This is a genomic window from Gilliamella sp. X-57 (assembly GCF_057063565.1).
Map to the genome: position 1 here is coordinate 1 of NZ_JBXSQI010000030.1, position 25885 is coordinate 25885.

A 25885-nucleotide genomic window follows, 5' to 3' on the forward strand; every position below is an offset into this window, starting at 1 on the left:
GTAGTGGTAATCAACGTCGCTTTAGGACATTCAATGTCATCGATGACTTTAATCGTGAGGCGCTAGGCATTGATATTGCGGTAAGCTTACCGGCAGGGAGAGTTACCCGTTACTTAGATAAACTGGCTGAATATCATGGGTATCCATTAAAAATACGGGTCGATAATGGACCAGAATTTACAGGAAAAACCTTTATAAACTGGGCAAAGTTACATGGTATAAACATTGATTATATCCAGCCCGGTAGTCCTTATCAAAATGGTTATATTGAACGATTTAATCGTACCTATCGTACTGAAGTACTCGATTTATATCTTTTTAACAACTTAGCACAAGCAAGGAGAATAACCGAAGAATGGTTAACGATTTATAATACTGAAAGACCGCATGAGGCGTTAAATAACATGACACCGATTGAGTATAAAACACTAAAACAAGCAGCATGATTTTCTACGTGAGTTGTGTACTAGGTTTGGGGTATTTACAAATTAAAGCTTAATCTCAGGGTAAAGCGTAAACAGCGCATTCCTTCACGAAGCCCAGAAAGGCTATTAGCGCCCAATAAACAAGGTGAATGTTGGTCAATGGATTTTATGAGTGACAGTAGTCGTAATCAGCGTCGCTTTAGGACATTCAATGTCATCGATGACTTTAATCGTGAGGCGCTAGGCATTGATATTGCGGTAAGCTTACCGGCAGGGAGAGTTACCCGTTACTTAGATAAACTGGCCGAATATCATGGGTATCCATTAAAAATACGAGTCGATAATGGGCCAGAATTTACAGGAAAAACCTTTATAAACTGGGCAAAGTTACATGGTATAAACATTGATTATATCCAGCCCGGTAGCCCATATCAAAATGGTTATATTGAACGATTTAATCGTACCTATCGTACTGAAGTACTCGATTTATATCTTTTTAACAACTTAGCGCAAGCAAGGAGAATAACCGAAGAATGGTTAACGATTTATAACACCGAAAGACCGCATGAGGCATTAAATAACATGACACCGATTGAGTATAAAACACTAAAACAAGCAGCATGATTTTCTACTTGAATCTTGTACTAAGTTTGGGATATTTACACCTGTAAGCCTTAAAACTGCGCTTGAGGTATTAGCGGTAATGAATGATAGAACAATGAGCCAAGAGCTTGTAAATAGAGTAAAGCAGTCATTAACAGAGGAGGAAAAGAAAATTGCAGGCATCTAAAAAACTAAAGGCTTTAACTGCGCCAACAGCCAAAGCCCAAATCAAGTTAACCACACACTAAATAAGGAAAACTCATGAATAATAGTAATATAAACAACTCTAATTGTCCAGTAATAGCAGGAATCTCTATCACAACCGATGAGCAAGGTCGATATAATCTTAATGCGCTACATAAAGCTAGTGGATTGGGCGATCACAAAAGACCAAGCAAATGGTTAGCTTCACAACCAACAAAAGAGCTAATTGCTGAATTAGAAAAAAGTCAAAGCCCTTCTACGGGCTTAGGTCAAAATTTAATCAACACAATCAAAGGTGGTATTTCTTCTGGTACTTTCGCCCACGAACTTTTAGCAGTATCTTACGCAGGTTGGATGAGTCCAAAATTTCAGTTAATGGTAAATCAAGTATTTTTAGACTATAAAAAAGGTGAATTGAAAAACATTCAAAAGCCTTTTAAATCTTACTTACCTGAATATCGACAAGCTAAGGCGATAGAATTGTCAGTCAGAGCATTAGATAAGATGTTTAGCAATCTGCCGCACCTTAGCGAACAGTCTAAGCAAGCTATCTATGCAGATACAATTAATCCGATTGCAGGTAAAAATGTCATTCCACTTCCCAAGCTTGAAAACAAAACATTTTCAGCTAGTGAGGTTGGGGATTTACTCGGCGTATCTTCGAACAAAATTGGTCGTATAGCTAATAAGCTCAACTTAAAAACAGAAGACTATGGAATTTTCGTACTCGATAAGTCACGTTCTTCTGATAAACAAGTTGAAACTTTTAGATATAACGAAAAAGCAATAGATGTAATCAAAAATCATCTTATTAATAAAGAAATCGCTTAACCAATTAACAAATTATAAGCCCTCTAAAAAGGGGGTAATTACGAGGATATAGTATGTCAAACACAAAATTAGAAACAATTCAGTTTCACAATCAACAATTAATCGTTCTTAATCACCAAGATAAACCCTATATTGCAATGAAACCTGTGTGTGAAAATATCGGGTTAGATTGGGCTGCTCAGCTTAAAAGAATCAAGCGACATCAAGTATTAAGCTCAGGTATGGTCATGATGACCACACCTTCAAAACAAGGTTTACAAGAGTACGTTTGCCTACCAATCTCACTGATTAACGGCTGGCTATTCGGTATTGAAACAAGTCGAGTAAAACCAGAAATTAGGGCAACACTTGAACAATATCAATTAGAATGTTTCGATGTACTTTATAACCACTTTATGCCAAAAGTAGCGCAACAGTTTCCTAATACAATTTCACCCGAGCAACAACAAGCGATCCAACAAGCTGTCAACGAGCGAGTTTATCGAACAGGTGAAAGACATCAGGCTGTTTATTCAAAGTTTCATCAGCAATTTAAGATACCACGTTACCAAGATTTGCCTGCTAGCAAATTTGACGAGGCTATTAAGTGGTTGGGTGGTGTAAGCATGAGAAACTTTAAATCGATTAACATTGATAACCTAAAGCGTCAGTATAACTACTTAGCAACAATACAAGAATATTATTATAAGGTATTCGATTTATATAATGATACGCTTTCCGATTTTCTAAATAAAAATAGTCCTGCTTTGCACTATAACTTTTCATCTGCATTAAATAAAATTCAAGTAAATATTGGTTTATCACTTAATTTTATTCGCAGTGAAATAGATATCGGCTCAAAATCAAAAATAATAAATTTTGCTGCTGATATTGATTATCTAAATTAAAAGTTCCCGTTATGCATCACAACCCTTTTTTTAATCGCTTTTTTAATTCATTGAAAAATATAGATTAATTTTAGCGCTAGAAAAAAGGGTTATTTTCGAAAAAATGGCTGAATTTTAGTTAAAACAATATGATATCTTTGATATAATCTAGTTCACCGCCGAATAGGCGGTTTAGAAATAGAATCAAAAACGGTGAATATGTTGTTATAGGTTCACCGCCGAATAGGCGGTTTAGAAAAATATTAACTATGTGTGCTGCTAATGCTGTTGGTTCACCGCCGAATAGGCGGTTTAGAAACAAATCGCACCGCCCGCAGAATCACCAAGGACGTTCACCGCCGAATAGGCGGTTTAGAAATTTACTTCGCGAATTGTTTCAAATACACCGATGTTCACCGCCGAATAGGCGGTTTAGAAAAATAATATCGAAGCAGCTCGGGCTGGAGTTAAGTTCACCGCCGAATAGGTGGTTAATGCATATAAAATTAACTCGACAACTATAAAACCATAATAATAAGAGATTATTTTATTTGTCTTATTCCGGCGTCAGAATGCGCCGACAAAAGAGTGAGGTCAGCATGCCAAACAGAAAAGTTTAGCGAGGCTATGCTTTGTCAGGAACACATTTGAACATCTCAGTAAAGCGAAGATGGTATTGAAAAGATAAGTATTATGGATGATATAAATAATATTGGGGAATTTTACACAAAATCCCCTTATTCAGACGTTATCACAGTAGCAATTTTTTACACCAAATGAATAAAACGTCCGAAAACACTGCTCCAGCCACCAAAAAAACTCAATATCAGGCAAAAAACTGTTATATAACATATTGATTTTATTTATTTTTTATTTTATTGTTTTTTATATAAAAACAATAAATTTCAATATCTTCAATCTTTCCATAAACTGAATCGAAGTCACACCTAAATAATTTTTACCAAAAATCCCCCAAAAAAACTAGCCAAGCTTTTTTTTTATGGTTATACTTTCATCAACTTAAAAAAGGATTATTTAATAAGCGAATGAACGCAAAAAGGATAAATAAAACAATAATTTACTTGACAGGTGAACCATAATGCATTATCATTTTAAACACCAAACACCAAACACCAAACCTGGCAAACCTATGTCTTAAATTTATCAAATAGACGCATCAGACGAATTTTTACTCTTGCCTCGTTGATATCCTCGAAGTTATCTCTCAAATTACTATCAACATTATCCCAAAAAATTTCGTTGGCGTTGGCGGTAGTATTTTTGTTGTTTTCATGGCATTCGCTGGCATTAAATAGTCGAGGTGTTAACCGCAGTGATGCCATAATATTACCTTGGACACAATGGGGTATCGTCAAATTTGTTACTACAGAACTTAGCGGAAGCGGTCCCGCGGATGTCTTCCAATGGGATGCGGGATTCATCGTTAAAGACTTCAATCCCGCATCATATGCGTTTAATTTTCCAACTACAGGGGCTGATGGATTGTATTTTGATTTAATCATATATGGAGATATAGATGAAGATGAATTGACATGGTCGCCAGTCACGCATGAAGGAATCACCGCTACAGTGAAAAAGATAGCAGCAAGGGATAGTTGGGCTTGGCTACAGTGGAGTAGTAGTAGTTGGAGTGATCATATTCTGGATAAGGACGAATTTTTCAATTCATATATATTTATGCGCGTTACGCTAACAGGTCCAGAGGCAAGGAGACAATGGTATAATTCTTATCCGAGTCCCATTGCTAAGCCAAGATTACCACGGACCTTTGAGTTAGTGGGTAAAGATAGAGAGGGTAATGAGGTAGTAAAATATGGATTTGTGTTGCAGAAGTGGTTTGTGACCCGAGGGGATGGACGGAAAAGCCAACCCGAGCAAATATCTTGGTGTAGTCGTTTAGGTTACCGCCTGTCACAGGCTAGGGACTTGACTAATTCGGTGTGTTCCCCAAGAGACGCCATATACAACTGTCAAGGAATCGTCACCGCCACACCATCGTCATCTAGTAATTCAGTCGAACGTCGAATAGGGGCAGGCCTTTTGGCGGATTGGGGCTCCATACTGATGTACACCGGCGCGGGCTTTTACTCCGACGCCTGGGTAAGCGATGAGTTAGATAACAGAAGGTTCAGGCTGGAGATCGATACTGGCGGGATTTCTGGAACCAGAAAAAACGAAAATTTTTACGACGGCGATAATGATGCTATTTGCACCATACCTTAGCTTTTAGTCCTTAAGTCGCGGTCGAACTTATGGTACAAATAAAGGATAAGCAATTAAAAAAGCAAGCGAAATCATAAAAAATTACTAATTAAGCGTAACAATAGAAATTGAGCAAAAATGAACATTAAGTGAAAATCCGATTATATTTTTAAGAGAGATTTTTTAAAAGCCTATAATCATTCATTTTATATTATGAATCAATTATTAGGATTTAATTTAAAGCCCATAATCAAGCACGTTAAAAAACTTGACCAAATCATTGGGTATGGTTTTTTCTGCTAGTGTTATCAATAAACGTGTGAGCTTTACGTTCATTTTTGGGTTTAAAAATTTAGAATAGCGTTGTATGGTTTTTTAGCAGGTTAATGGGTAAAACAATTAATTTATCTGATGATTTACACATTCTTCTATTTATTCATTATATTATTGTTCAACTGGTTAAAATAAAAAATCCAGCAATTGCGATAACATTTGCTGGATTTTTAGTAGTTCTATTGATTTGCTAATGTGCTAATTAACAGGATAAAACTCGTTTGTTGAGTCGCTGTCGTTATCATCATGGTGACTTGAGCCTGGTAACGCTCTAGCTCGTTCAATAGGAACATAACTGCCACTAGGTGTTTCAACTTGACATTCGCCTAAAAAGATAGAATATTTGGTGTTTGCATGCATACTTTCACCTCTAAAATAGCAATGAGCTGCATTGTATAAATCCCCTCGGCAAAGCAATGCAATAGCTAACCAAACAATGAGTACGGCTAAAGTGACCCATTTTAAATACTTCCAAATAAAGGACCAAAATCCTATCCCTCTAAAACGGCAGTATCCATAAATGAGCACTATAACTGCAATAAGCCCTAAACATTCGTATAACCAAAATAGCCACATAGTCATCTCCCACACAGTTAGTTAACTGTTATTTTATACTAACTTTGCCTATACATCTATATGCTTGTAATTGTGTATATTTACACCATAAATTTATATCCAAGAACTGTTACGAATAACACCAACAGCGAGTCCTTCAATGGCAAAATTTTGTTGTTCTAAATCAACTTCGATAGGTGAGAACTCTTTGTTTTCGGCAATTAGGTGAACGTGCTTGCCTTTGCGTGACAGTCGTTTAACGGTAACTTCGTCATCAATGCGAGCCACCACAACTTGACCGTTTTTAACATCTTGGGTTTTATGTACAGCCAATAAATCACCATCTAATATGCCGATGTCTTTCATTGACATACCGTGTACTCTTAATAAAAAGTCAGCATGGGGTTTAAATAGTGATGGATCGACTTGGTAATGACTTTCGATATGCTCTTGCGCTAATATTGGCGAACCCGCTGCGACTTGCCCAATAAGCGGTAATCCCTCTAGTTCATTTTGCTCAACAGGGCTTTCAAGCAAAAGACGAATTCCGCGCGATGAGCCTGCGATCATTTCGATCGCGCCCTTTTTGGCAAGCGCTTTAAGATGTTCTTCAGCTGCGTTAGCGGAACGAAATCCTAATTTTTGAGCAATTTCGGCACGAGTGGGTGGCATGCCGGTGGTTTGGATGTTGTCTTTTATTAAATTATAAATTTGTTGTTGACGTTCGGTTAACGGTCTCATTACTTATTCCTGTTTTTATATACAGATATATGTGATTATATACAGCTAATGATATAAAACAACTATTTTATTTAATTTATTTTTCATTTGACGATAAATTTTTTACATTGTGGTTATTATAGGGTAATTGGATGAGTAATTTTCTCCACTTGATGCGAATTAATAACTAAACTACTGCCAGTATTTTGCATTATTTAATCAACATACTTATATGCTATAATAACCTAATTTTTTATTAGATTGGAATTTGCCTTATGCCTTATGTTGTTGCGCTCAGTGGCGGGATTGCCAGCGGTAAAAGCACCATTGCCGATTTGTTTGCCCAATTAGGTGTGCCAGTTATTGATGCCGACCTTATTGCAAGGCAAGTTGTGCAAGTTGGTAGTGATGCGTTTAATCAAATTGTTAAGCATTTTAGTCAAGAAATTTTGCTCGCTAATGGTGAACTTGATCGCAGTCAGCTACGTGAAATTATATTTAATAATGACCATGAACGACTTTGGCTTAATCATTTGTTGCATCCTATTATTCAACAAGAAACTCAAAAACAAATTGCGATGCAAAGCTCAATCTATGTGATTTGGGTTGTGCCGTTATTGATTGAAAACAATTTGCATACTTTAGCCGATCGGGTGCTGATCATCGATGCTCCAGAGTCGCTACAATTGGCGCGATTAGTAAAAAGAGATAATATTAGCGAATCATTAGCGAAAAAGATGATATTGTCGCAAGTGTCTTTAAAAAAGCGTTTATCTTATGCGGATGATATTATTGTCAATGATGACAATTTGGTATCGCTAACGGCACAAGTTAATTTATTGCATCAACAATACTTAGATAACTTTAATGGTAAGATTTAGATAGATGAGTAATATTATTTTTGAACATCCATTAAACGAAAAAATGCGCACTTGGCTTCGTATTGAATTTTTATTAAATCAATTACATACGCATTGCCATTTAGATCAAAATAATGCGTTGATTTTTTTTCATGCACTGTCCGAGTTGTTAGAAATTATTGAACGTAACGATGTTAAAAGCGATCTGATGAAAGAGCTTGAATCACAAAAACAAAAGTTAACCTTGTGGCTAACGTTCACTGGTGTTGACTATGATTTGCTTAACAGTTTGATCCACCAGTTTGATGAGTTTTTAGCTCAATTTTATGTGACAATGCGCTTAGGACAGCCATTGAAAGAAGACCGTTTTATCACTGCTATTCGTCAACGTTTAACGATCCCTGGTGGATGTTGTAGTTTTGATTTGCCGTCGTTCCATTTATGGCTCAAAATCCCGCAAGAAAGACGCAATATTCAAGTTAAAAATTGGTTACAACACCTGTCAATTCTTGATAAATCTCTAACATGTTATATGCAGTTAATTAGACAAATGGGTGAGTTTAAGCCATTTATTTGTTCTAATAATTTTTTTCAAGAAACGAGTGGTGATGTTAATTTGATTCGTATTCGGGTTTCGTTAGATAAAAATGTCTATCCCCAAGTGTCTGGTCATATGTCACGCTATAGCATTCGGTTCTTACCGCTTGATGCTAGTGATAACGTTAATAACGATGGCATTGAATTTGAGTTAGCTTGTTGCTAATGACGTTAAATGCTGATTTTTGAAAAAAAGAGTTGAAATGAATAAAAATACAGTCACATTTGTTAATTGTCCAACTTGTCAAAAAAAAGTTGAATGGAGCAAAGAGAGTCCTTATCGTCCATTTTGCAGCAAACGTTGCCAGCTTATTGATTTAGGTGATTGGGCAACCGAAGAACATCGCATTGCCGATAAAGACATCACCGAACAAGATCTTTGGAGTGAAGAAGATCTTACCGATTTTGCAGGTAAACATTAATGAAGATTTTAGGTATTGAAACCTCGTGCGACGAAACTGGTATTGCCATTTATGATGATACCAATGGTTTGCTTGCAAACCAGCTTTATTCGCAAATTAAGTTACATGCTGATTATGGTGGTGTAGTGCCTGAGCTTGCATCACGCGATCATATTCGTAAAACCGTACCCTTAATTCAAGCAGCATTAAAAGAAGCAAATTTGCTGCCAGCAGATATTGATGGTGTGGCTTATACAGCAGGTCCAGGCTTAATTGGTGCTTTAATGGTTGGTGCATCGATTGGGCGTTCGCTGGCTTATGCTTGGGATGTTCCCGCAGTTGCAGTCCATCATATGGAGGGGCATTTGTTAGCTCCTATGCTTGAAGATAATCCACCCGAATTTCCCTTTGTGGCATTATTAGTTTCGGGCGGACATACACAGCTTATTAGTGTAATGGGTATTGGTCAATATGAACTTATTGGTGAATCCATTGACGATGCAGCAGGAGAAGCTTTTGATAAAACAGCAAAATTGCTTGGTTTAGATTATCCCGGAGGGGCTAAATTGTCGAAATTAGCTGAGCACGGTAATGGGAATCGGTTCCATTTTCCTCGACCAATGACCGATCGACCTGGGCTGGATTTTAGTTTTTCAGGTCTTAAAACAGCCGCTGCCAATATCATTCATCAACATAGTGATAATCATATGATTGATACGCAGACTCAAGCCGATATTGCTAGAGCTTTTGAAGATGCTTTGGTTGATACGTTAGTGATTAAATCGCGACGAGCTCTTGATCAAACTGGATTTAAAAATTTAGTGATAGCTGGTGGAGTAAGCGCCAATCAAACACTGCGTAATAGGTTAACTGAGCTGATGCGTCAGCGTAAAGGACAAGTTTATTATCCACGACTCGAATTTTGTACCGATAATGGGGCCATGATTGCCTATGCGGGTATGATTCATTTAAAAGCGAGGCAGTATTCAGATTTAGCAATTAATGTTAGGCCAAGATGGCCACTTAGCGAGCTTAATGCTGGTTAACCGATTATTTTGATTTAAAAACATGTTGATTAAAATAAAAGCAAAAAAAGCGGGAATCAGTTCCCGCTTTTTTGCCTATATAGTTAAATCAATGATATTAATTAACAGTATTGGTGCTAGAAGATTCTTCTTGTTTTTCGGAATCTGTGTTTTCGTTAGCTAATTTTTGAATATTGTGATTAATATTAAATAGTACACAAATCAATTCAAAACCAATACGAGTTGAAATAAAGCCTACAATCAAGGTAATAATGCCAGTAAAAAAAGCAACTAAACCCATAGTGAAACTATAAGCAAATGCAGCAAAACTACCTAATATCATAGTGAGCGCACTAATGCCAATAAGAACTAATGCGATCCAATACACGATAGTGATAAAAGAAGGTGTTAACATTTTATTAAAGAAGAAAAAATCTTTAATGGTAAGATCTTTAAAATCTATTTTTTTGTTCATTTTATTTCCTTATTTAGGTGGATTAATTTTATTACTTCTATTTTTTTATATTTGCGTATAAAGTGATAAATTCTTGAAAGCGGTAAAGCGCAACAATTATAACATAAAATTATTTTGAGATTAACTTATGAAAACTTATATTCCAGGCAAAGATGCTGCCCTTGAAGATTCCATTAACTATTTTCAGCAACAATTAGCAAAATATGATTTAGAAGTGAAAGAAGCTTCTTGGCTCAATCCTGTGCCCAATGTATGGTCAGTACATATTCAAAATACAAAGTGCCCACTGTGTTTTGCTAATGGTAAAGGTGCAAGTAAAAAAGCAGCGTTAGCATCGGCCTTGGGAGAGTATTTTGAGCGATTATCAACCAATTACTTTTTTTCAGATTTTTATTTGGGTAAAAAGGCTGCAAATGCTGATTTTGTGCATTATCCGTCCGAAAAATGGTTTTCTATTCCTGAAGATAATTCCCTCCCTAAAGGGTTATTATCTCAAAAACTCCTTAAGTTTTATGATCCCGATCATGAGTTAAGGGCAACTGATTTAATTGATCTACAATCAAGTAATGGCGAGCGTGGCATTTGTGCATTACCGTTTGAGCAACAGTCTGACAAGCAAACGGTTTATGTGCCTGTTAATTTAATTGCTAATTTATATGCATCTAATGGTATGTCAGCAGGAAATACCCGTAATGAAGCGCGAGTACAAGGGTTATCGGAAATTTTTGAACGTTATACCAAAAATAAAATTATTGCCGAGGCTATTAGCTTACCGATTATTCCAACCGAGGTTATTCATCGCTATCCAGCGGTTTTGGCAGCCATTAATGCGCTTGAAAGCGAAGGCTTTCCACTTTATTGTTTTGATGCTTCATTAGGCGGTGAGTTTCCGGTTATTTGTGTGGTGTTGTTTAATCCGCAAAATGGAACATGTTATGCATCGTTTGGTGCACATCCAAATTTTGGCGTTGCACTTGAACGAACTGTGACTGAGCTATTACAAGGGCGCAGTTTAAAAGATCTGGATGTGTTTTCACCACCAAGTTTTGATAATGATGATATTGCTGATCTTAGCAATTTAGAAACGCATTTTATTGATTCAAGCGGTTTGATTTCATGGGATCTGTTTAATGAGCAAGCTGATTATGAATTTGTCGATTGGGATTTTTCGGGCACGACTGAGCAAGAATTTGCTAATTTAATGGCTATTTTTACACGCCACAATACTGAAGTGTTAATTATGGACTATGAGCATCTTGGTGTTTATGCTTGCCGAATTTTGGCTGTTGGCATGTCTGAAATTTATCCCCCTGAAGATCTTTTAATTGCCAATAGCAATATGGCAATTGGTCTGCGTGATCTTATTTTGTCGTTACCTTATCAAAAACGCACTGCTAAACAATACCTAGCCATTATTGAACAACTTGATGACGAAGGTCTTGATGATTATGCACGCGTTCGTGAACTGCTTGGCATTGCAACCGGTAACGATAATGCTTGGTTTACATTGCGCGTTGGTGAATTAAAAGCAATGTTGGCATTGGCAGGTAAAGACTTAGTGCAAGCACAACAATGGATTGATTGGACGGTTGAAATGAATGAGTCTATATTTACCCCAGCACGTAATCACGCTTATCGTTGCTTGCAAACGTTGGTTAATTTTATTTTGCAACGTGACAAAAAACAGTTTAACAACTATCAAATAGCATTTAATAAAATGTATGGTCAAGCTTGTGTTGACGATATGTGGCAATATGCTAATGGCGAAAAAACATTTTTTGGCTTGGCAGATTCTGCTACGGCCGATAAAACGACTAATGATAATTTAGAACAATTTGCTATGCATCAGAAATTATTAGCTGTGTATAACAAATTACATCAGGTGATGTGATAATCTATTTGTTTAAATTCCACCGATATACTCGGTGGAATGAATAATAATATTTAGCCTTGCCTTGCAAATTCACCTGCTTGTTTTACCAATTCTTTACTGGGGATTACGCCAGTATATAACACAAATTGTTCAAGAGCCTGAATCACCGCGACATCGGCACCTGAAATAATCGTTTTGTTTAGCTTTTGGGCATATTTTATCATTGGTGTTTCAACGGGTAATGCAACCACATCAAACACAATATCAGCATTTTCTATCATGGTTGAGGGGAATGCGAGCTCTTTTGCTTCAATGCCTCCATGCATACCAATTGGGGTCACATTAATAATTAGTTTGGCTTGCTTTGGCAATATGTCTTGTTCATCTTTGACCCATTTATAACCGTAGCGTTTGGCTAACGCTTCGCCTTTTGCTTGGTTACGTGCGATAATCATGCCATTTTTAAATCCTGCATCATAAAAAGCACCAATCACCGCATTAGCCATACCGCCACTGCCTTTTAACACAAATGGCGTTGTATTATCGATTTTATTTTCTGTAATGAGCTTAGCAACTGCAATATAATCAGTATTATAGGCTTTTAAATGATGATTGGTGTTAACAATAGTATTGACTGATTGAATAGATTTTACCGAATCGTCTAATTCATCAATAAACTCAATGCAAGCTTCTTTATAAGGCATTGAAATGGCGCAACCTCGAATCGCTAAGGCTTTAATGCCATAAATTGCATCTTTTAAATTATTGGTAGTAAAGGCTTTATATAAGTAATTAAGATCGAGTTTTTCATACAAATAATTATGAAAGCGAGTACCGAAATTGCTTGGTCTGGCTGAAAGGGACATGCAAACAGTCGTATCTTTATTGATAATTCTTGCCATTACAATAAATCCTTGTAATCATAGTTTGATGATTTTATTTTACCACTTTCTTTATTAATGTGTATGTCATTATGGTTGCAAACAATACCGGTCCTAAAATTCAGCAAGAAAAATCGACAGTGAGCGCAATGATTTTTTTATATTGTCATCAAAAGCATCATACCTCACGCCACCAGTTATGTAATGAATGTAATGATCTATTGCAATATGCTATGCAACGTTTAACAATGTGTCGTTTTGGTGAAGCCAAAACAACGTGTGAGCGTTGTCCTAAACATTGTTATCGCAAAGATTATAAACAAAAAATCAAACAAGTTATGCGTTATGCTGGTCCTAGAATGATGATTTACCACCCCATTATGGCCTTTAGGCATCTTTATAAGAATTTGGTGAACAAATAACTTATTATTAACGATTTTTATGTGGCAAAACACAAAATGTATGGTCAATTATCATTAAGTTGATATTAGAATTTAGTCAATTTATTTAATTAAAAATACTCATGCTTAAAATTGCATCGAATTTCAACCGATTTGTATACTAAGAAAAATTTGTTATTATTGAAAACAAAATTTACAATAACCATTTGATAAGAGTTTGGATCCAAGAAATGTCTATCGCAGTTGTTGAAGTCAATCGTCAAGCAGTTATTCATAATCTTGAATACCTCAAAAAAATAGCCCCTGATAGTCAGCTAGTTGCAATTATTAAAGCCAACGCTTACTCGCATGGTATCGAGGGAATTGCGCAGTTGTTAAGTGATAGAGTAGATTATTTTGGTGTGTCGCGACTATCCGAGGCAATATTAGTACGGAATAAGGGTATTAATACCCCAATTATAGCTTTGGAAGGATTTTTTCTGCATGATAATATAGATAATTTGATTGATTTTAATATTCAGCCCGCCATTCACAGCAAATGGCAAATTGATGCATTGCTATCATTCCCCCTTGAAGATCAAATTACTACATGGTTTAAACTTGATACCGGTATGCATCGGCTCGGCTTTTGTCTTGATGAAGCCAAAGATGAATTTTATCGCTTAGCCAGTTGCTCTGTGGTTCGAAAGCCCATCAATATTATGAGTCATTTTAGTTCGGCTGATGAGCTTACTTCTGCTCAAACGCTAAAGCAACTTGAATTGTTTGATCAGTTTATTGCGTCAATTGATGACAAGTCACTCATTGGCAAATGTTCAATTGCCGCATCGGGTGGTACATTGGCATGGTCAAATACTCAGCGTGATGTTGTGCGTCAAGGCATTGCTTTATATGGCGTTTCTCCTTTTGCTTCACCAATTGCCGAGCTACAGCCTGCCATGACATTTAAATCCGAATTAATCGCAGTTCGAAAGCATAAACAAGGCGAATCGGTTGGTTATGGTCAGACTTGGTGTAGTTTGCAAGAGACTCAATTAGGTGTCGTTGCGATGGGCTATGGTGACGGCTATCCACGCAATATTCCGCAAAATACCCCCGTTTTGATTAATGGCCGTAAAGTGCCCATTGTTGGCCGAGTTTCAATGGATATGATTGTGGTTGATTTGGGTATAAACAGCCTTGAAAAACCTGGAGATGAAGTCATATTTTGGGGACCCGAACTTCCCGTTGAAGAAATCGCTAAGCACACGGGTATTAGTGCTTACGAATTAATCACACGCTTAACTTCACGCGCAAAAATCCACTATAGTAGATAAATAAATTATGATTAAAAAAATATTTTTATACACTTTACTTACCCTGATATTAATTGTGGGTGGTTCGATCAGTATTGGTTATTATTTTTTACAACAGTTTTCGAAACAGCAAATGCAAGTCACCACCGAAAACCAGATGTTTGTTTTGAAAAAAGGAACATCCATGTACCAGTTAGTTGCGCAAATTAAAGAAAGTCAATTAATGCAAAGAGCTTATTTGCTTCCTTATTTGTGTAAGTTAAATCCATCATTAAGATCCATCAAAGCAGGAACTTACCAATTACACCCGCATATGACAGTTGAAGAATTTTTGCAATTGCTCGTGTCAGGTAAAGAGAGCAATTTTTCAATTCAATTTGTTGAAGGTAAGCGTGCTAAAGATTGGTTGAAGGTGATTGAAAATACACCCTATATTCAGCAAACTTTATTAGGCAAAACAGACGAAGAAATTGCTAAGTTATTAGGTATTGAAGGATCGATTGAAGGGTGGTTATCACCAGATACTTACCTTTATACCGCAGACACTTTAGATATTAATATCTTAAAGCGTGCACATATGACGATGAAAAGTAATCTACAAAAAATCTGGGATAATCGCGATAGTAATCTCCCTTATCAATCACCTTATGAATTACTAATTATTGCATCAATCATTGAAAAAGAAACTGGAGTTAGTTCTGAACGTGCTAATGTAGCTTCGGTATTTGTTAATCGCTTAAATGCCAAAATGAAGTTGCAAACTGATCCAACAATTATTTATGGTTTAGGTGATAACTATAAAGGCACGATTAGACGCGTTGATTTAACCGATACTGAAAATCCCTATAATACCTATGTTATTGATGGATTACCGCCAACACCAATTGCAATGCCTAGCCTTGCTTCATTAGAGGCGGCAGCACACCCAGCTAAAACCAATTATCTGTTTTTTGTCGCGAATGGCACGGGTGGACACACATTCTCGAGCACTTATGGCAACCACCAGCAAGCAGTAAGTGAGTATCGCCGAATAACCAGCAATGGACATTAGGCTTAAAAAATAAATTAAAATCAACAATTACCGCATAGTTATGCGGTAATTTTTTGTGATTAATTTATGCTAATTCATCAAGTTGCTTAATAAGATGTAGTAGATGATTAACATCTTGCTCTTTTAGCGCTTCCTCAAAATAAGGATGCAGAGCAAATTTAGGGAGATTACCTTTGGCATCAATGAGTGCTTGCATTCGAGGAATAAAAATCCATTGCAACCATTCGTGTGCTTGCATGGTGTCAAGCGCAAAGGGTTGTTGACTTAAAAAGGCATCAGGTTTTGGCGGTGTGATTTGCCATAAATTGATTTTTTGTAACTCTGCAATAATTTGCTCAATTTGATTGAGTAGCTTTTGTTCTTGTGATTTTTTCGCTAACAAACTTCGATAATATTGCCAATCAAAACAGGGGCCAGGATCTGTTTTACGATCTGGGGCAATATCGCTGTGGCCAGTGATGTTTTGGATCGTATAAGTTTGTTGTAATAATAACGTCACATTCGCTAATTGCTGATATTGTTGTTTGGTAAAGTTGTCACTATCGCATCCTTCCATTTCAATACCAATTGAAAAATCGTTACAATTATCTTGTCCTGCAAATACAGATTTCCCCGCATGCCAAGCGCGTTTATCAAATGGTACAAATTGAATGATTTCGCCATCACGTCGAATAAACAGATGGCTTGAGACTTCAAGTTGATAAATTGAAGCAAAGTACGGATGCTTGTTAGGATTGAGTTGACCTGTAAATAATTGTTCAACATAAGGTCCCCCATATTGATTGGGCGGTAAGCTTATATTATGGATAACAAGTAACGAAATCGGTTTATTGGCTGGCCGTTCATTATAAAAAGGTGAAACGACTTGTTTTATACCTTGTAACCAACCGTTAACAATTCTTAGGGACATATTGACTCCAACTTATCTAATAAACCGATGTATGGATTTGTTTGTTTTGCGATCTGCTTCGCGAAAATTGAGCATACAACGTAATAATGAATTGCGTAATGGATTTTTATTTCCAAATTTACTACTTCGCTATTATTCCATTTTTTTGTTTTGCTATAAAGCCTTGTGTTAAATCATTGACAGAAACTATCGAGGTATTTATGTCTAATCAATCTGGCTTTACGTTATTTGAACTTATGATTGCCATTATTGTGATTGCTATCTTAACGGCTATTGGTGTGCCTGCATATCAAGGATATGTTAAAAAAGCCGCACTGACTGATATGCTGCAAACCATGACAACGTATAAAACGGCTGTCGAAATTTGTGCTGTTGAGCAAGGTAGTTTAGCCAATTGTAGCAATGGTAATAATGGAGTACCAGCAAGCCGAACATCTAACTATGTAACATCAATTACGGTCAATAACGGCGTGATTACCTTAGTTGGAACTAGTGCTTTAGCAGGGTTAACCACCACACTGACACCAACAATTAATGCCACGCATGGTAATTTAGATTGGAATCGCGTTTGCACCACATCGCCAGTCGATGCCAGTTTAACCAGTGCTTGTGAAGATATTTTCAAATTTTAAACTTCATCATTTAATCGTTAATGGATAAGGAAGTGTTATTATGCAAGAAGAACAGTTAATTGAAAGTATTGATAAATTGCTGCTTGAAGCATTAGATAAGCGCGCTTCAGATATTCATTTTGAACCTTATCAACACAGTTACCGTATTCGCATGCGCATTGATGGAGTTTTGCATGATATGTTATCGCCACCGCTTGCACTAGCCAAACAGATAACAGCCCGATTAAAAATTATGTCAAAGTTAAATATTGCTGAGCATCGATTGCCACAAGATGGGCAATTGGTTATTGACCGTTACACAATGCGTATGGCAACTTTACCCGTAATGAATGGTGAAAAAATTGTCTTAAGAGTAATGGATAATCATGAATCTGAACTAACAATAAATGATTTGGGTTTAACTGACGCTGACCTTTTAACATTCAAGCAAATTTTGGACTACCCACAAGGATTGATTTTAGTTACCGGACCCACCGGCAGTGGTAAGACAGTTACATTATATAGCGGATTAAAACGGTTAAATAAAACCGAGCGTAATATTTGTAGTGTTGAAGACCCTATTGAAATTCCCCTTGAGGGCATTAATCAAACCGCTATCAACCTTAAGGCTGGTTTGACATTTGCTGTTGTATTACGAGCCTTATTACGACAAGATCCCGATGTGATGATGATAGGTGAAATTCGTGATCGTGAAACTGCCGAAATTGCTATTCAAGCTGCGCAGACAGGGCATTTAGTTCTATCAACTTTGCATACTAATTCGAGTGTCGAGGCAATAACTCGCTTAAATCAAATGGGTATTGAAAATTATCTACTTTCATCAAGTTTAAAATTAGTCATCGCCCAGCGGCTAGTACGAAAATTGTGTTCTCACTGCAAGGTGGTGGCAAGTGAACAGATTAAGTTAGACAACGAACAAGTGCCACATTATGTAGCTTCGGGCTGTCTAAAGTGTATTGGTGGATATAAAGGACGGGTTGGATTATACGAACTTTTAGTTATTACGCCTGACATGCAAAAACAAATATTAGCTAATCAAGTTGTTTTTCCGGCGAATATGACTTCGTTAAAAACGGCTGGGCAAAAATTAGTTAAACAAGGCATGACAACACTAGCTGAATTAAACCGTGTATTAGGTAATACGCAATGAAAAGGCTTTATTATTGGTATGATTTAGATTTTAACCAGCACAAAATCATTGCTAAATCTTCACAAGCTGTTAAACGGCAGTTATTGTTGCAAGGTAAAATCGCCATTAAAATTAAAGCAGGCAATATTATTACCGCACACAGTTTTAATCGTGCCGATCTGCTGATCATTACTAAACAATTAGCGACCATGTTAAAGGCTGGGTTATCCATCATTGATACATTACAGTTGCTTGCTCAAGAACAGACTAAACCGCACTGGCAATATCTGCTACTTGATATTAAACAGCAAATTGCTAAAGGTGAATTTTTATCTCAAGTATTACAGCAACATCACTCGGTGTTTTCTGTGCTGTATTGCGAGATTATTGCAACCGGAGAGCTAACAGGACAACTTGATGAAAGTTTTGCCCAGTTAGCGTTATTACTTGAAAAATCAATTAACTTACAAAAAAGTCTAAAAAAAGCGATGCGTTATCCGCTGTTTTTATTATCTGTAGCGATGAGCGTCAGTTTAGTGATGTTATTATTTGTTTTGCCAAAATTTTCGGATATTTATCAGGATTTCGATGCCGAGTTGCCCGCTTTCACACAATCGGTTATCGATTTTTCTAACTATTTACAACAAAGTTGGTTAATTTGGTGCACGGTATTTTTTATCGGCTATTTTGGCTATCAACGCTATTTTAAAGTGCGCTATCGTCGTGAAATTGAAGCGATAGTAATCAAATGTCCCTTAATGGGAAAAGTGATTCAAACCAGTTGTTTAACCCAAATTTTTCAAACTATTGCAATTACCCAAAAAGCAGGCATACCGTTATTAACAGGTTTAGCCGCGGCAGGTAATACTACTTATTACAGTCTTTATCGTGATAGTATTTCGCAAATCATTGCTGGTATTGAGCAAGGCCATTCATTTAGTCATGTATTGCATCAACAATTACACTTTCCTAATTTATGTTCACAATTAATTCATGTGGGTGAACAGTCGGGCACGTTAGATTTAATGCTTGATAAGCTAGCAACCTATTATCAAGAGCAAAATCAGACCTTAACTGATAATTTATCTCAAGCTTTTGAACCATTGTTAATGCTTATATTAGCTTTGATTATTGGCTGTTTAATTGTAGCGATGTATTTGCCTATTTTTCAAATGGGTGAGGTGATTCACTAATGCTAATGTTTATGATCATCTGTTTGGGTCTTTGCATGGGGAGTTTTGTTTATGTTGCTTATTGCCGTTATTTGCCATCAATGTCCACATTTCAATATTTATGCTGTATTAGCGTTCAGCGATCCGCTTGTCCACATTGTCATAATAAACTTAAGTTTTGGCAATTGTTGCCAGTTGTTTCTTGGTTTATCTTAAAAAGTCGTTGTTATAACTGCAATGCCAAGATTTCGTTACGCTATGTTAGTGTTGAATTATTTGTCGCTGGTTTATTTACTATAATCTATGTCGAGAAAGGTATGCATTTTCAAAGTTACATCTTAATGCTTCTTGGTTGCTATTTTTTACTGCTGGCGTTCATTGATTTTAAATATTATTTATTACCTGATATGTTTACACAACCGTTGATGTGGGTAGGTGTTATGCTTGCCTATTTTAACATAACAAACCTTGGGTTAGCTGACGCTTTACTGGGCATTTTTTTGGGGTATTTATTATTAAAAATACCTGCCACATTATTTTATTTAATCTCTAAAAAAGAGGGATTAGGCGGTGGGGATATCAAACTACTTGCCGCATTGGGAGCTTGGCTACCTTATACATTATTACCCCTATTGTTACTTTTTGCTTCGTTATTGGGGATTGTGTATTATCTTTTTTTGCGATATGCGCTCAATCAAAATCTTACAAAGATTATTCCATTTGGTCCTTTTTTATTAATATCGGGTTATGTGATCTATTATTATTTGTAGGGAAAAGTCGGCTGGTTTACATTTTATGATTAAAGTAACCTACTAAAAACTTATAAGGCACTTTGTCGAAAATCGCTTAATCTTTTGTGTTTTGTGTTTTGTCTTTTGACTCGCTAACTATGTGCTAATTATGCTATATCGCCATTAAAGTACATATCAGGCTTGCAATTTGAGAGCTGGTAATTTTTGTGAATTTTTGATTGATACAATGACCATCATACGTTATTTAACAAATAAACACAGTGGAGTCTAAATTAATCACCAAACGGTATAGAATCCTGAATATTTTTTACAAAAAGTAGAGCCTAAAATGTGAACAGATGTGTAAATACCCCATAGCGAGCACACTACTCATGTAGAAAAATACGCAGTCTGTTTTCGTGCTTTATATGCAATGGCATCAGCCATATTTAATGTCTATGAGGTCTTTTAGCGTTATAAATGGATAACCAACATAAAACAGTTATCCCAATTGGGAACGTTGATTTTACTTTATACTATAAGGACTAGATCTTTCGTCTGAGAGTCGGTGTGATGCCTATTTATTACAACCGTTTCTTGAATTACTGTAAATAACACAAGTAATTCATGCATATGATTGTTACTTGAAATTGTTGTTAAAAAGTTTCAGGAAACCTTACGTTTCAGTCAATTTTTATTAATCAATATTGTGTTAAAAGTGCATAAAGTTATTATTTTGTTCAATCTATGCAACATATAACTAAAATTGATATCCATAGTAAAATTAGTTATTTTTATAAAAGTGGAAATCGCGTTATAGTACTAGCTAAATCAGTATGTTATGCTGTAAATCAGTCACTAATTAAGGAATCATTCATGATATCAAATAGTATTAATCAACTAAAAAGCGACATGATCGCGTGGCGCCATCATATTCATGCTCATCCCGAAACCGCTTTCGAAGAAGTTAACACCACCAAATTTATTATCGACAAACTGCAATCGTTTGGTATTACTGAATTATATACTGATTTTGCACCCACGGGCGTTGTTGGCATTATTAAAGGTAATCAAAAGGGGCGATGGATTGCGCTTCGGGCTGATATTGATGCATTAGATATTATTGAAGAAAATACTATCGATTATTGCTCAACCATGCATGGCAAAATGCATGCATGTGGTCATGATGGGCATACTGCTATGCTGCTCGGCACGGCTAAGTATCTGAGTGAACATCGTGATTTTGCGGGTACTGTTGTGGTTGTTTTTCAACCTGCTGAAGAAAACGAGGGCGGGGCACGCGTTATGGTTGAAAATGGTTTATTTGAACGATTTCCAATTGAAGCGGTGTATGGCATTCATAATCAGCCTAATATGGAATTAAATCACTTTTATATTAACCATGGCCCTATGATGGCTTCGTATGATGTTTTTGAAATTAAAATAACTGGTGTTGGTGCTCATGCAGCAGCTCCTCATTTGGGCAAAGATACGATACTAACTGCCACACAAATCGTTAATGGTTTACAAAGCATTGTCAGTCGTAATGCCGATCCTTTAAGTTCGTTAGTCGTTAGCGTAACGCAAATTCACAGCGGTGATACTTGGAATGTGTTACCGCAAGAAGCGGTAATTCGAGGCACGGTTAGAACATTTAGCGCCCAAGTGCAAGATATGGCTGAAAGTCGCATTAAACAAATAGCAACAGGTATTGCCACAACATTTGAAGCCAAGGCTGAAGTTGAGTATCAACGCCGTTATCCAGCGACGATTAATTATGCTAAACAGGCCGATATCGCTATCACTGCAGCTAAAAAAATCGTCGGGCAAGATAACGTAATAATTGATCCTCTTCCTTCAATGGGATCAGAAGATTTTGCTTTTATGCTGCAAAAAATACCGGGTGTGTACGTTTGGCTAGGCGCAGGTAAAGGAGCCAACTTACATAATCCAGCCTTTAATTTCAATGATGAAGTGTTAACAACTGGCGTAAGCTATTTTATTGAAATTGTTAACCAAGAACTTGCGAACTAAGTTAAAACGATAGGCACAAAGACGGCTGGAATAAACGTGATGTTATTCCAGCTTGTTGGTCAAAAAATAATTAAAACGTCATCCGACTGTTGTCGTTTCCACAAACTCTAAATGGCGTATTTAAATCAATTCCATTATTCAATACGACTTGAACACAAACGCCATCTTTGTCATCAAGTTTTGCTGCGGCTAATACCAGTCCACCTTCTCGCCAACCACCAGTAAGTTTATATTCGAGTGTACTGCCAATTTTAGGAAGAACGTCACTAGTGCCTTTTATTACATACATTCCACGAGTGTTAGCACCGCGAAACTGTGCTCTAGCGACCATTTCTTGACCACAGTAGCAGCCTTTTTCAAAGCTAATTGCATCATAAGATTGTAAGTTACAGGCTTGCGGTAATAAAATTGCCATATTATTATCATCAATAATAGGATAACCTGCTTGCAAATCAAGTTTTAACCACTCACTGCATGGATTTGAATCACCCGCAATAGGTTCTGGCGTGACCATAATAACCCGCATTTCTGGTAAAGGTACTTTGATATAGGTGATGTTATTTTCAGTTAAACAGCTTATATCACTTAATTTTTCAGCGATTGCTGTGGGAATTGCATCACCGACCAAACCGATCATATTTAAATCTTGGACTGGTTCGATAGTCACTTTAGAAAAAACAGCATATTTTGCAAGTTCGGCAACTTGTTTTTTTACAACGCTTTTACGCTCAATATAGTAAATATCGTTACCGCGTTGAAATAACAGTAAAGTACTCCACATTTTGCCTTTATTGTCGCAATGAGCGGCATAGAGCGTTGATTGTTCTGAAAGTCGGTTAATGTCATTGGTTATTTGCCCTTGCAGAAAAATACGGTTATCCTCGCCAGTAACTTTAACTAATTGCCAGTCCGCAAGTGAGGTTGGTTTAGATGAAATATTGCTCATATTGGTACCTTTGGGTGATGAAGAATTCTAGTACTGTTATGACTAGAAATACTTAGGTGCTGAGTGTATATAAAAAATAAAAAAATAACAATAAAATCAATCAGCAATATTTAAATAAAATTGATAGGTTATGGATATCATTCATAATATTTCAAAAATTAATATTGTGAGTGTTCAATATTATTTGTAATGAACTTAGCTAATTGACTTTATTGATTTTGCTTACAAGTTGATGCAAAATGATTCACAAAATGACAAATCAGTTACATTGGAGGCAACAACCATGGCAAAACTGTCAGGCGCAGAGATGGTTATTCAATCTTTGATTGACCAAGGAGTAAAACAGATATTTGGTTATCCCGGTGGTAGTGTTCTTGATATTTATGATGCTATTCACACTATAGGTGGCATTGAACATATTTTAGTTCGTCATGAACAAGCTGCCGTGCATATGGCTGATGGTTATGCCAGAGCAACAGGCGATGTTGGCGTTGTTTTGGTGACATCAGGTCCAGGGGCAACTAACACCATTACTGGTATTGCAACAGCTTATATGGATTCTGTACCGCTGGTTATATTGTCTGGACAAGTTCCCAGTAATCTCATTGGTAACGATGCATTCCAAGAATGTGACATGATAGGCATTTCTCGCCCAATTGTTAAACACAGTTTTTTAGTTAAAGACAGTAAAGATATTCCAGAAACCATCAAAAAAGCGTTTTATATCGCCTCGACAGGTAGACCAGGACCGGTAGTGATTGATTTGCCAAAAGATATTGTCAATCCTGCTAACAAATATAATTATCACTACCCAAAATCTGTTTTAATGCGATCATATAATCCAACTATTCAAGGCCATAAAAAACAGATCAAAAAAGCCCTAACCACATTATTATCTGCTAAAAAGCCTGTATTGTTTATTGGTGGTGGTGTAATTGCTGCTGACGCAAGTAGCGAAATTAAAGCACTTGCAGAAAAACTCAATCTACCTGTTGCTTCAACGTTAATGGGCATTAGCGCCTTTCCGGGGACCGACAAACATTACCTTGGCATGATTGGTATGCATGGGGTTTATGAAGCCAATATGGCTATGCATAATGCTGATGTGATTTTTGCAATCGGTGCGCGCTTTGATGATCGAACCACCAACAATGTTGAAAAATATTGTCCAAAAGCCAAAATTATTCATGTTGATATCGATCCAACTTCAATTTCTAAAACCATTTTGGCTTCAATTCCGGTGGTGGGTGATGCTAAGGTGGTTCTTGAAACTATGTTGTCAATGTTAGATGAGTCCTTAGCCGAACGAGATCTCGATGCGTTGATCGATTGGTGGAAGCAGATCGAACATTGGCGAGCTCGTCACTGTTTGGCTTATCGTCATGACGGTGAAAGCATCAAACCGCAAGAAGCCATTGAAGTATTATACAAATTGACCAAAGGGGATGCCTTTGTGGCAACCGATGTGGGGCAACATCAAATGTTCACGGCACTTTATTACCCATTTGATAAACCGCGTCACTTTATTACATCGGGTGGACTTGGCACCATGGGATTTGGCTTGCCAGCAGCGCTTGGAGTTAAATTAGCATTCCCTAAAAAAAACGTTGTGTGCGTAACAGGTGATGGCAGTATTCAAATGAATATTCAAGAGCTATCAACTGCATTGCAATATGGCTTGCCCGTACTGGTGTTAAATTTAAACAACCGTTTTTTAGGCATGGTTAAGCAGTGGCAAGATATGATTTATGCAGGCCGGCATTCCAGCTCTTATATGGAATCTTTACCAGATTTTGCCAAAATAGCAGAAGCTTATGGACATGTTGGAATGGTTATAACCAAGCGTGAAGAACTTGAACCAAAACTAAAACAAGCATTAGCCATTAAAAATCGTTTGGTTTTTGTTGATGTCATGACCGATGCTACTGAACATGTGTACCCAATGCAAGTACGAGGTGGCGCAATGAACGAAATGTGGCTTAGTAAAACGGAGAGAACCTAATGCGTTATATATTATCAATTTTAACCGAAAACGAACCCGGCGCATTATCAAGAATAATTGGCTTATTTTCACAACGTGGTTTTAATATTGAAACAATTACCACCGCGCAAACTGAAGACCCAACTATGCATCGTATGACAATACAAACGACGGGTGATGAGCATGTGCTTGAACAGATCCAAAAACAGTTGCATAAATTGGTTAATGTTTATCGCGTGCATGATTTAACCGAAGGGCCACATGTAGAGCGTGAAATCATGCTAGTAAAAGTTGCCGCAAAAGGTTCTGATGCGCGTGACGAAGTAAAACGTTGTGCCGATATTTTTAGGGGATCGATTGTCGATGTGACTGCAACACATTACATCGTACAATTATCGGGTACGAGTGAAAAACTAGACTCATTTTTAGCTTCAATTCGCGAAACTTGTAATATTATCGAAACTGTACGCTCTGGGATTATTGGTTTATCACGTAGTGAAAAAACAGTTAAATAGCGATATTCATTATTAGCATTTTTAATAACATTAAGGCGCACAATGCGCCTTAATGTTAGGGGCTGTTGATCTTTTCTGTACATAAATTACTCAACAATACATTGGCAGCCACATTAACATAAATGCCAGTGATACCATACTGGCATAATTCCTTTCTAACTTATCGTATCTAGTTGATATTGAACGATATTGCTTGATTCTAGCAAAGGCATTCTC

The 25885-nt window shown here is 36.7% G+C and carries 26 protein-coding genes, 2 pseudogenes and 1 CRISPR repeat array; of the genes and pseudogenes, 20 read left to right on the forward strand and 8 right to left on the reverse strand.

Annotation, left to right across the window (positions count from 1 at the left end; translation table 11 throughout):
• The 5 genes from ACYIAL_RS11765 to ACYIAL_RS11785 all read left to right on the forward strand — a co-directional run.
• Positions 1 to 446, forward strand: a 446-nt coding sequence (locus tag ACYIAL_RS11765; RefSeq protein WP_483751271.1) for an integrase core domain-containing protein, incomplete at its 5' end; no start/stop codon positions are given.
• 33 nt (positions 447 to 479) lie between these two features.
• Positions 480 to 1049, forward strand: coding sequence for an IS3 family transposase (locus ACYIAL_RS11770; RefSeq protein ID WP_483751796.1), 570 nt, complete (start codon positions 480 to 482; stop codon positions 1047 to 1049).
• A 240-nt stretch (positions 1050 to 1289) separates the two neighbouring features.
• Positions 1290 to 2063: a KilA-N domain-containing protein gene (locus tag ACYIAL_RS11775; RefSeq protein WP_483751782.1), complete on the forward strand. Its 774-nt coding sequence runs from the start codon at positions 1290 to 1292 to the stop codon at positions 2061 to 2063.
• A 53-nt stretch (positions 2064 to 2116) separates the two neighbouring features.
• The gene (locus tag ACYIAL_RS11780; RefSeq protein WP_483751783.1) at positions 2117 to 2950 is read left to right on the forward strand and encodes a phage antirepressor N-terminal domain-containing protein; all 834 of its coding nucleotides are present in this window, start codon (positions 2117 to 2119) and stop codon (positions 2948 to 2950) included.
• A gap of 150 nt (positions 2951 to 3100) precedes the next feature.
• Positions 3101 to 3428: a CRISPR direct-repeat array (repeat unit 28 nt; unit sequence GTTCACCGCCGAATAGGCGGTTTAGAAA).
• A gap of 782 nt (positions 3429 to 4210) precedes the next feature.
• Positions 4211 to 5173, forward strand: coding sequence for a hypothetical protein (locus ACYIAL_RS11785; protein WP_483751784.1), 963 nt, complete (start codon positions 4211 to 4213; stop codon positions 5171 to 5173).
• 510 nt (positions 5174 to 5683) lie between these two features.
• On the opposite strand, the gene ACYIAL_RS11790 is transcribed toward ACYIAL_RS11785, so the two are convergent.
• Positions 5684 to 6061, reverse strand: coding sequence for a hypothetical protein (locus tag ACYIAL_RS11790; protein ID WP_483751785.1), 378 nt, complete (start codon positions 6059 to 6061; stop codon positions 5684 to 5686).
• 93 nt (positions 6062 to 6154) lie between these two features.
• Entirely contained in the window at positions 6155 to 6781 is a 627-nt protein-coding gene (gene lexA / locus ACYIAL_RS11795; RefSeq protein WP_174797134.1) for a transcriptional repressor LexA, read from the reverse strand.
• 254 nt (positions 6782 to 7035) lie between these two features.
• Here lexA and coaE point away from each other — a divergent pair, with 254 nt between their 5' ends.
• The 4 genes from coaE to tsaD are packed head-to-tail and all read left to right on the forward strand — an operon-like array spanning position 7036 to position 9664.
• Entirely contained in the window at positions 7036 to 7641 is a 606-nt protein-coding gene (gene coaE, locus ACYIAL_RS11800) for a dephospho-CoA kinase (protein WP_065638699.1), read from the forward strand.
• Between the two features lie 4 nt (positions 7642 to 7645).
• Positions 7646 to 8383, forward strand: a complete 738-nt coding sequence (gene zapD, locus ACYIAL_RS11805; RefSeq protein WP_483751786.1) for a cell division protein ZapD — start codon at positions 7646 to 7648, stop codon at positions 8381 to 8383.
• 37 nt (positions 8384 to 8420) lie between these two features.
• A complete protein-coding gene (gene yacG / locus ACYIAL_RS11810; protein ID WP_065638697.1) occupies positions 8421 to 8639 on the forward strand; it encodes a DNA gyrase inhibitor YacG in 219 nt (72 codons plus the stop codon).
• On the forward strand, positions 8639 to 9664 hold the full coding sequence (gene tsaD, locus ACYIAL_RS11815) for a tRNA (adenosine(37)-N6)-threonylcarbamoyltransferase complex transferase subunit TsaD (RefSeq protein WP_483747284.1): 1026 nt from the start codon (positions 8639 to 8641) through the stop codon (positions 9662 to 9664). The genes yacG and tsaD overlap by 1 nt, the downstream gene beginning before the upstream one ends.
• Before the next feature lie 97 nt (positions 9665 to 9761).
• On the opposite strand, the gene ACYIAL_RS11820 is transcribed toward tsaD, so the two are convergent.
• Positions 9762 to 10118: a DUF4282 domain-containing protein gene (locus tag ACYIAL_RS11820; protein WP_483747283.1), complete on the reverse strand. Its 357-nt coding sequence runs from the start codon at positions 10116 to 10118 to the stop codon at positions 9762 to 9764.
• A 127-nt stretch (positions 10119 to 10245) separates the two neighbouring features.
• On the opposite strand from ACYIAL_RS11820, the gene ycaO reads away from it, so the two are divergent.
• Complete coding sequence (ycaO, locus tag ACYIAL_RS11825) at positions 10246 to 12009, forward strand: 30S ribosomal protein S12 methylthiotransferase accessory factor YcaO (RefSeq protein WP_483751787.1); 1764 nt, start codon at positions 10246 to 10248, stop codon at positions 12007 to 12009.
• A gap of 53 nt (positions 12010 to 12062) precedes the next feature.
• Here the strand turns inward: ycaO and ACYIAL_RS11830 are convergent, their stop codons facing one another.
• The gene (locus ACYIAL_RS11830) at positions 12063 to 12893 is read right to left on the reverse strand and encodes a shikimate 5-dehydrogenase (RefSeq protein ID WP_174797129.1); all 831 of its coding nucleotides are present in this window, start codon (positions 12891 to 12893) and stop codon (positions 12063 to 12065) included.
• A gap of 71 nt (positions 12894 to 12964) precedes the next feature.
• On the opposite strand from ACYIAL_RS11830, the gene ACYIAL_RS11835 reads away from it, so the two are divergent.
• From ACYIAL_RS11835 to mltG, 3 genes are all read left to right on the forward strand, one after another.
• Positions 12965 to 13294: a nitrous oxide-stimulated promoter family protein gene (locus tag ACYIAL_RS11835; RefSeq protein WP_483751788.1), complete on the forward strand. Its 330-nt coding sequence runs from the start codon at positions 12965 to 12967 to the stop codon at positions 13292 to 13294.
• Between the two features lie 209 nt (positions 13295 to 13503).
• Positions 13504 to 14589 (forward strand): alanine racemase, encoded by a 1086-nt coding sequence (alr, locus tag ACYIAL_RS11840; protein WP_483751789.1) that lies wholly within the window; start codon positions 13504 to 13506, stop codon positions 14587 to 14589.
• A 7-nt stretch (positions 14590 to 14596) separates the two neighbouring features.
• Complete coding sequence (gene mltG, locus ACYIAL_RS11845) at positions 14597 to 15619, forward strand: endolytic transglycosylase MltG (protein ID WP_483751790.1); 1023 nt, start codon at positions 14597 to 14599, stop codon at positions 15617 to 15619.
• Positions 15620 to 15683: 64 nt separating this feature from the next.
• Here the strand turns inward: mltG and ACYIAL_RS11850 are convergent, their stop codons facing one another.
• Positions 15684 to 16001: a YqcC family protein gene (locus ACYIAL_RS11850; RefSeq protein ID WP_483751797.1), complete on the reverse strand. Its 318-nt coding sequence runs from the start codon at positions 15999 to 16001 to the stop codon at positions 15684 to 15686.
• A pseudogene (gene ampD / locus ACYIAL_RS11855) lies at positions 15990 to 16529 on the reverse strand (1,6-anhydro-N-acetylmuramyl-L-alanine amidase AmpD); the annotation flags it as partial. The pseudogene ampD and the gene ACYIAL_RS11850, both read right to left, overlap by 12 nt.
• A 200-nt stretch (positions 16530 to 16729) precedes the next feature.
• Between ampD and ppdD the strand changes: the two are divergent.
• The 5 genes from ppdD (at position 16730) to ACYIAL_RS11880 (ending at position 22227) form a co-directional block, all read left to right on the forward strand.
• Positions 16730 to 17161 (forward strand): prepilin peptidase-dependent pilin, encoded by a 432-nt coding sequence (gene ppdD / locus ACYIAL_RS11860; RefSeq protein WP_065638689.1) that lies wholly within the window; start codon positions 16730 to 16732, stop codon positions 17159 to 17161.
• A 40-nt stretch (positions 17162 to 17201) separates the two neighbouring features.
• The gene (locus ACYIAL_RS11865) at positions 17202 to 18311 is read left to right on the forward strand and encodes an ATPase, T2SS/T4P/T4SS family (RefSeq protein WP_483751791.1); all 1110 of its coding nucleotides are present in this window, start codon (positions 17202 to 17204) and stop codon (positions 18309 to 18311) included.
• Complete coding sequence (hofC, locus tag ACYIAL_RS11870; RefSeq protein ID WP_483751792.1) at positions 18308 to 19483, forward strand: protein transport protein HofC; 1176 nt, start codon at positions 18308 to 18310, stop codon at positions 19481 to 19483. Before ACYIAL_RS11865 ends, hofC begins: the two co-directional genes overlap by 4 nt.
• Positions 19483 to 20232: a prepilin peptidase gene (locus tag ACYIAL_RS11875; RefSeq protein ID WP_483751793.1), complete on the forward strand. Its 750-nt coding sequence runs from the start codon at positions 19483 to 19485 to the stop codon at positions 20230 to 20232. Before hofC ends, ACYIAL_RS11875 begins: the two co-directional genes overlap by 1 nt.
• A gap of 837 nt (positions 20233 to 21069) precedes the next feature.
• Positions 21070 to 22227 carry a M20 aminoacylase family protein gene (locus tag ACYIAL_RS11880; RefSeq protein ID WP_483747275.1) on the forward strand — a complete coding sequence of 386 codons (1158 nt, stop codon included), beginning with the start codon at positions 21070 to 21072 and terminating at the stop codon, positions 22225 to 22227.
• A 70-nt stretch (positions 22228 to 22297) separates the two neighbouring features.
• Here the strand turns inward: ACYIAL_RS11880 and ygfZ are convergent, their stop codons facing one another.
• Positions 22298 to 23173 carry a tRNA-modifying protein YgfZ gene (gene ygfZ, locus ACYIAL_RS11885; RefSeq protein WP_483751794.1) on the reverse strand — a complete coding sequence of 292 codons (876 nt, stop codon included), beginning with the start codon at positions 23171 to 23173 and terminating at the stop codon, positions 22298 to 22300.
• Positions 23174 to 23456: 283 nt separating this feature from the next.
• Between ygfZ and ilvI the strand changes: the two genes are divergently transcribed.
• Together ilvI and ilvN are read left to right on the forward strand one after the other, a co-directional pair.
• Positions 23457 to 25175 carry an acetolactate synthase 3 large subunit gene (ilvI, locus tag ACYIAL_RS11890; RefSeq protein ID WP_483751795.1) on the forward strand — a complete coding sequence of 573 codons (1719 nt, stop codon included), beginning with the start codon at positions 23457 to 23459 and terminating at the stop codon, positions 25173 to 25175.
• Positions 25175 to 25669 carry an acetolactate synthase small subunit gene (ilvN, locus tag ACYIAL_RS11895; protein WP_174797118.1) on the forward strand — a complete coding sequence of 165 codons (495 nt, stop codon included), beginning with the start codon at positions 25175 to 25177 and terminating at the stop codon, positions 25667 to 25669. The genes ilvI and ilvN overlap by 1 nt, the downstream gene beginning before the upstream one ends.
• Positions 25670 to 25759: 90 nt before the next feature.
• On the opposite strand, the pseudogene ACYIAL_RS11900 reads toward ilvN, so the two are convergent.
• Positions 25760 to 25885: pseudogene (locus tag ACYIAL_RS11900) on the reverse strand (IS5/IS1182 family transposase); the annotation flags it as partial.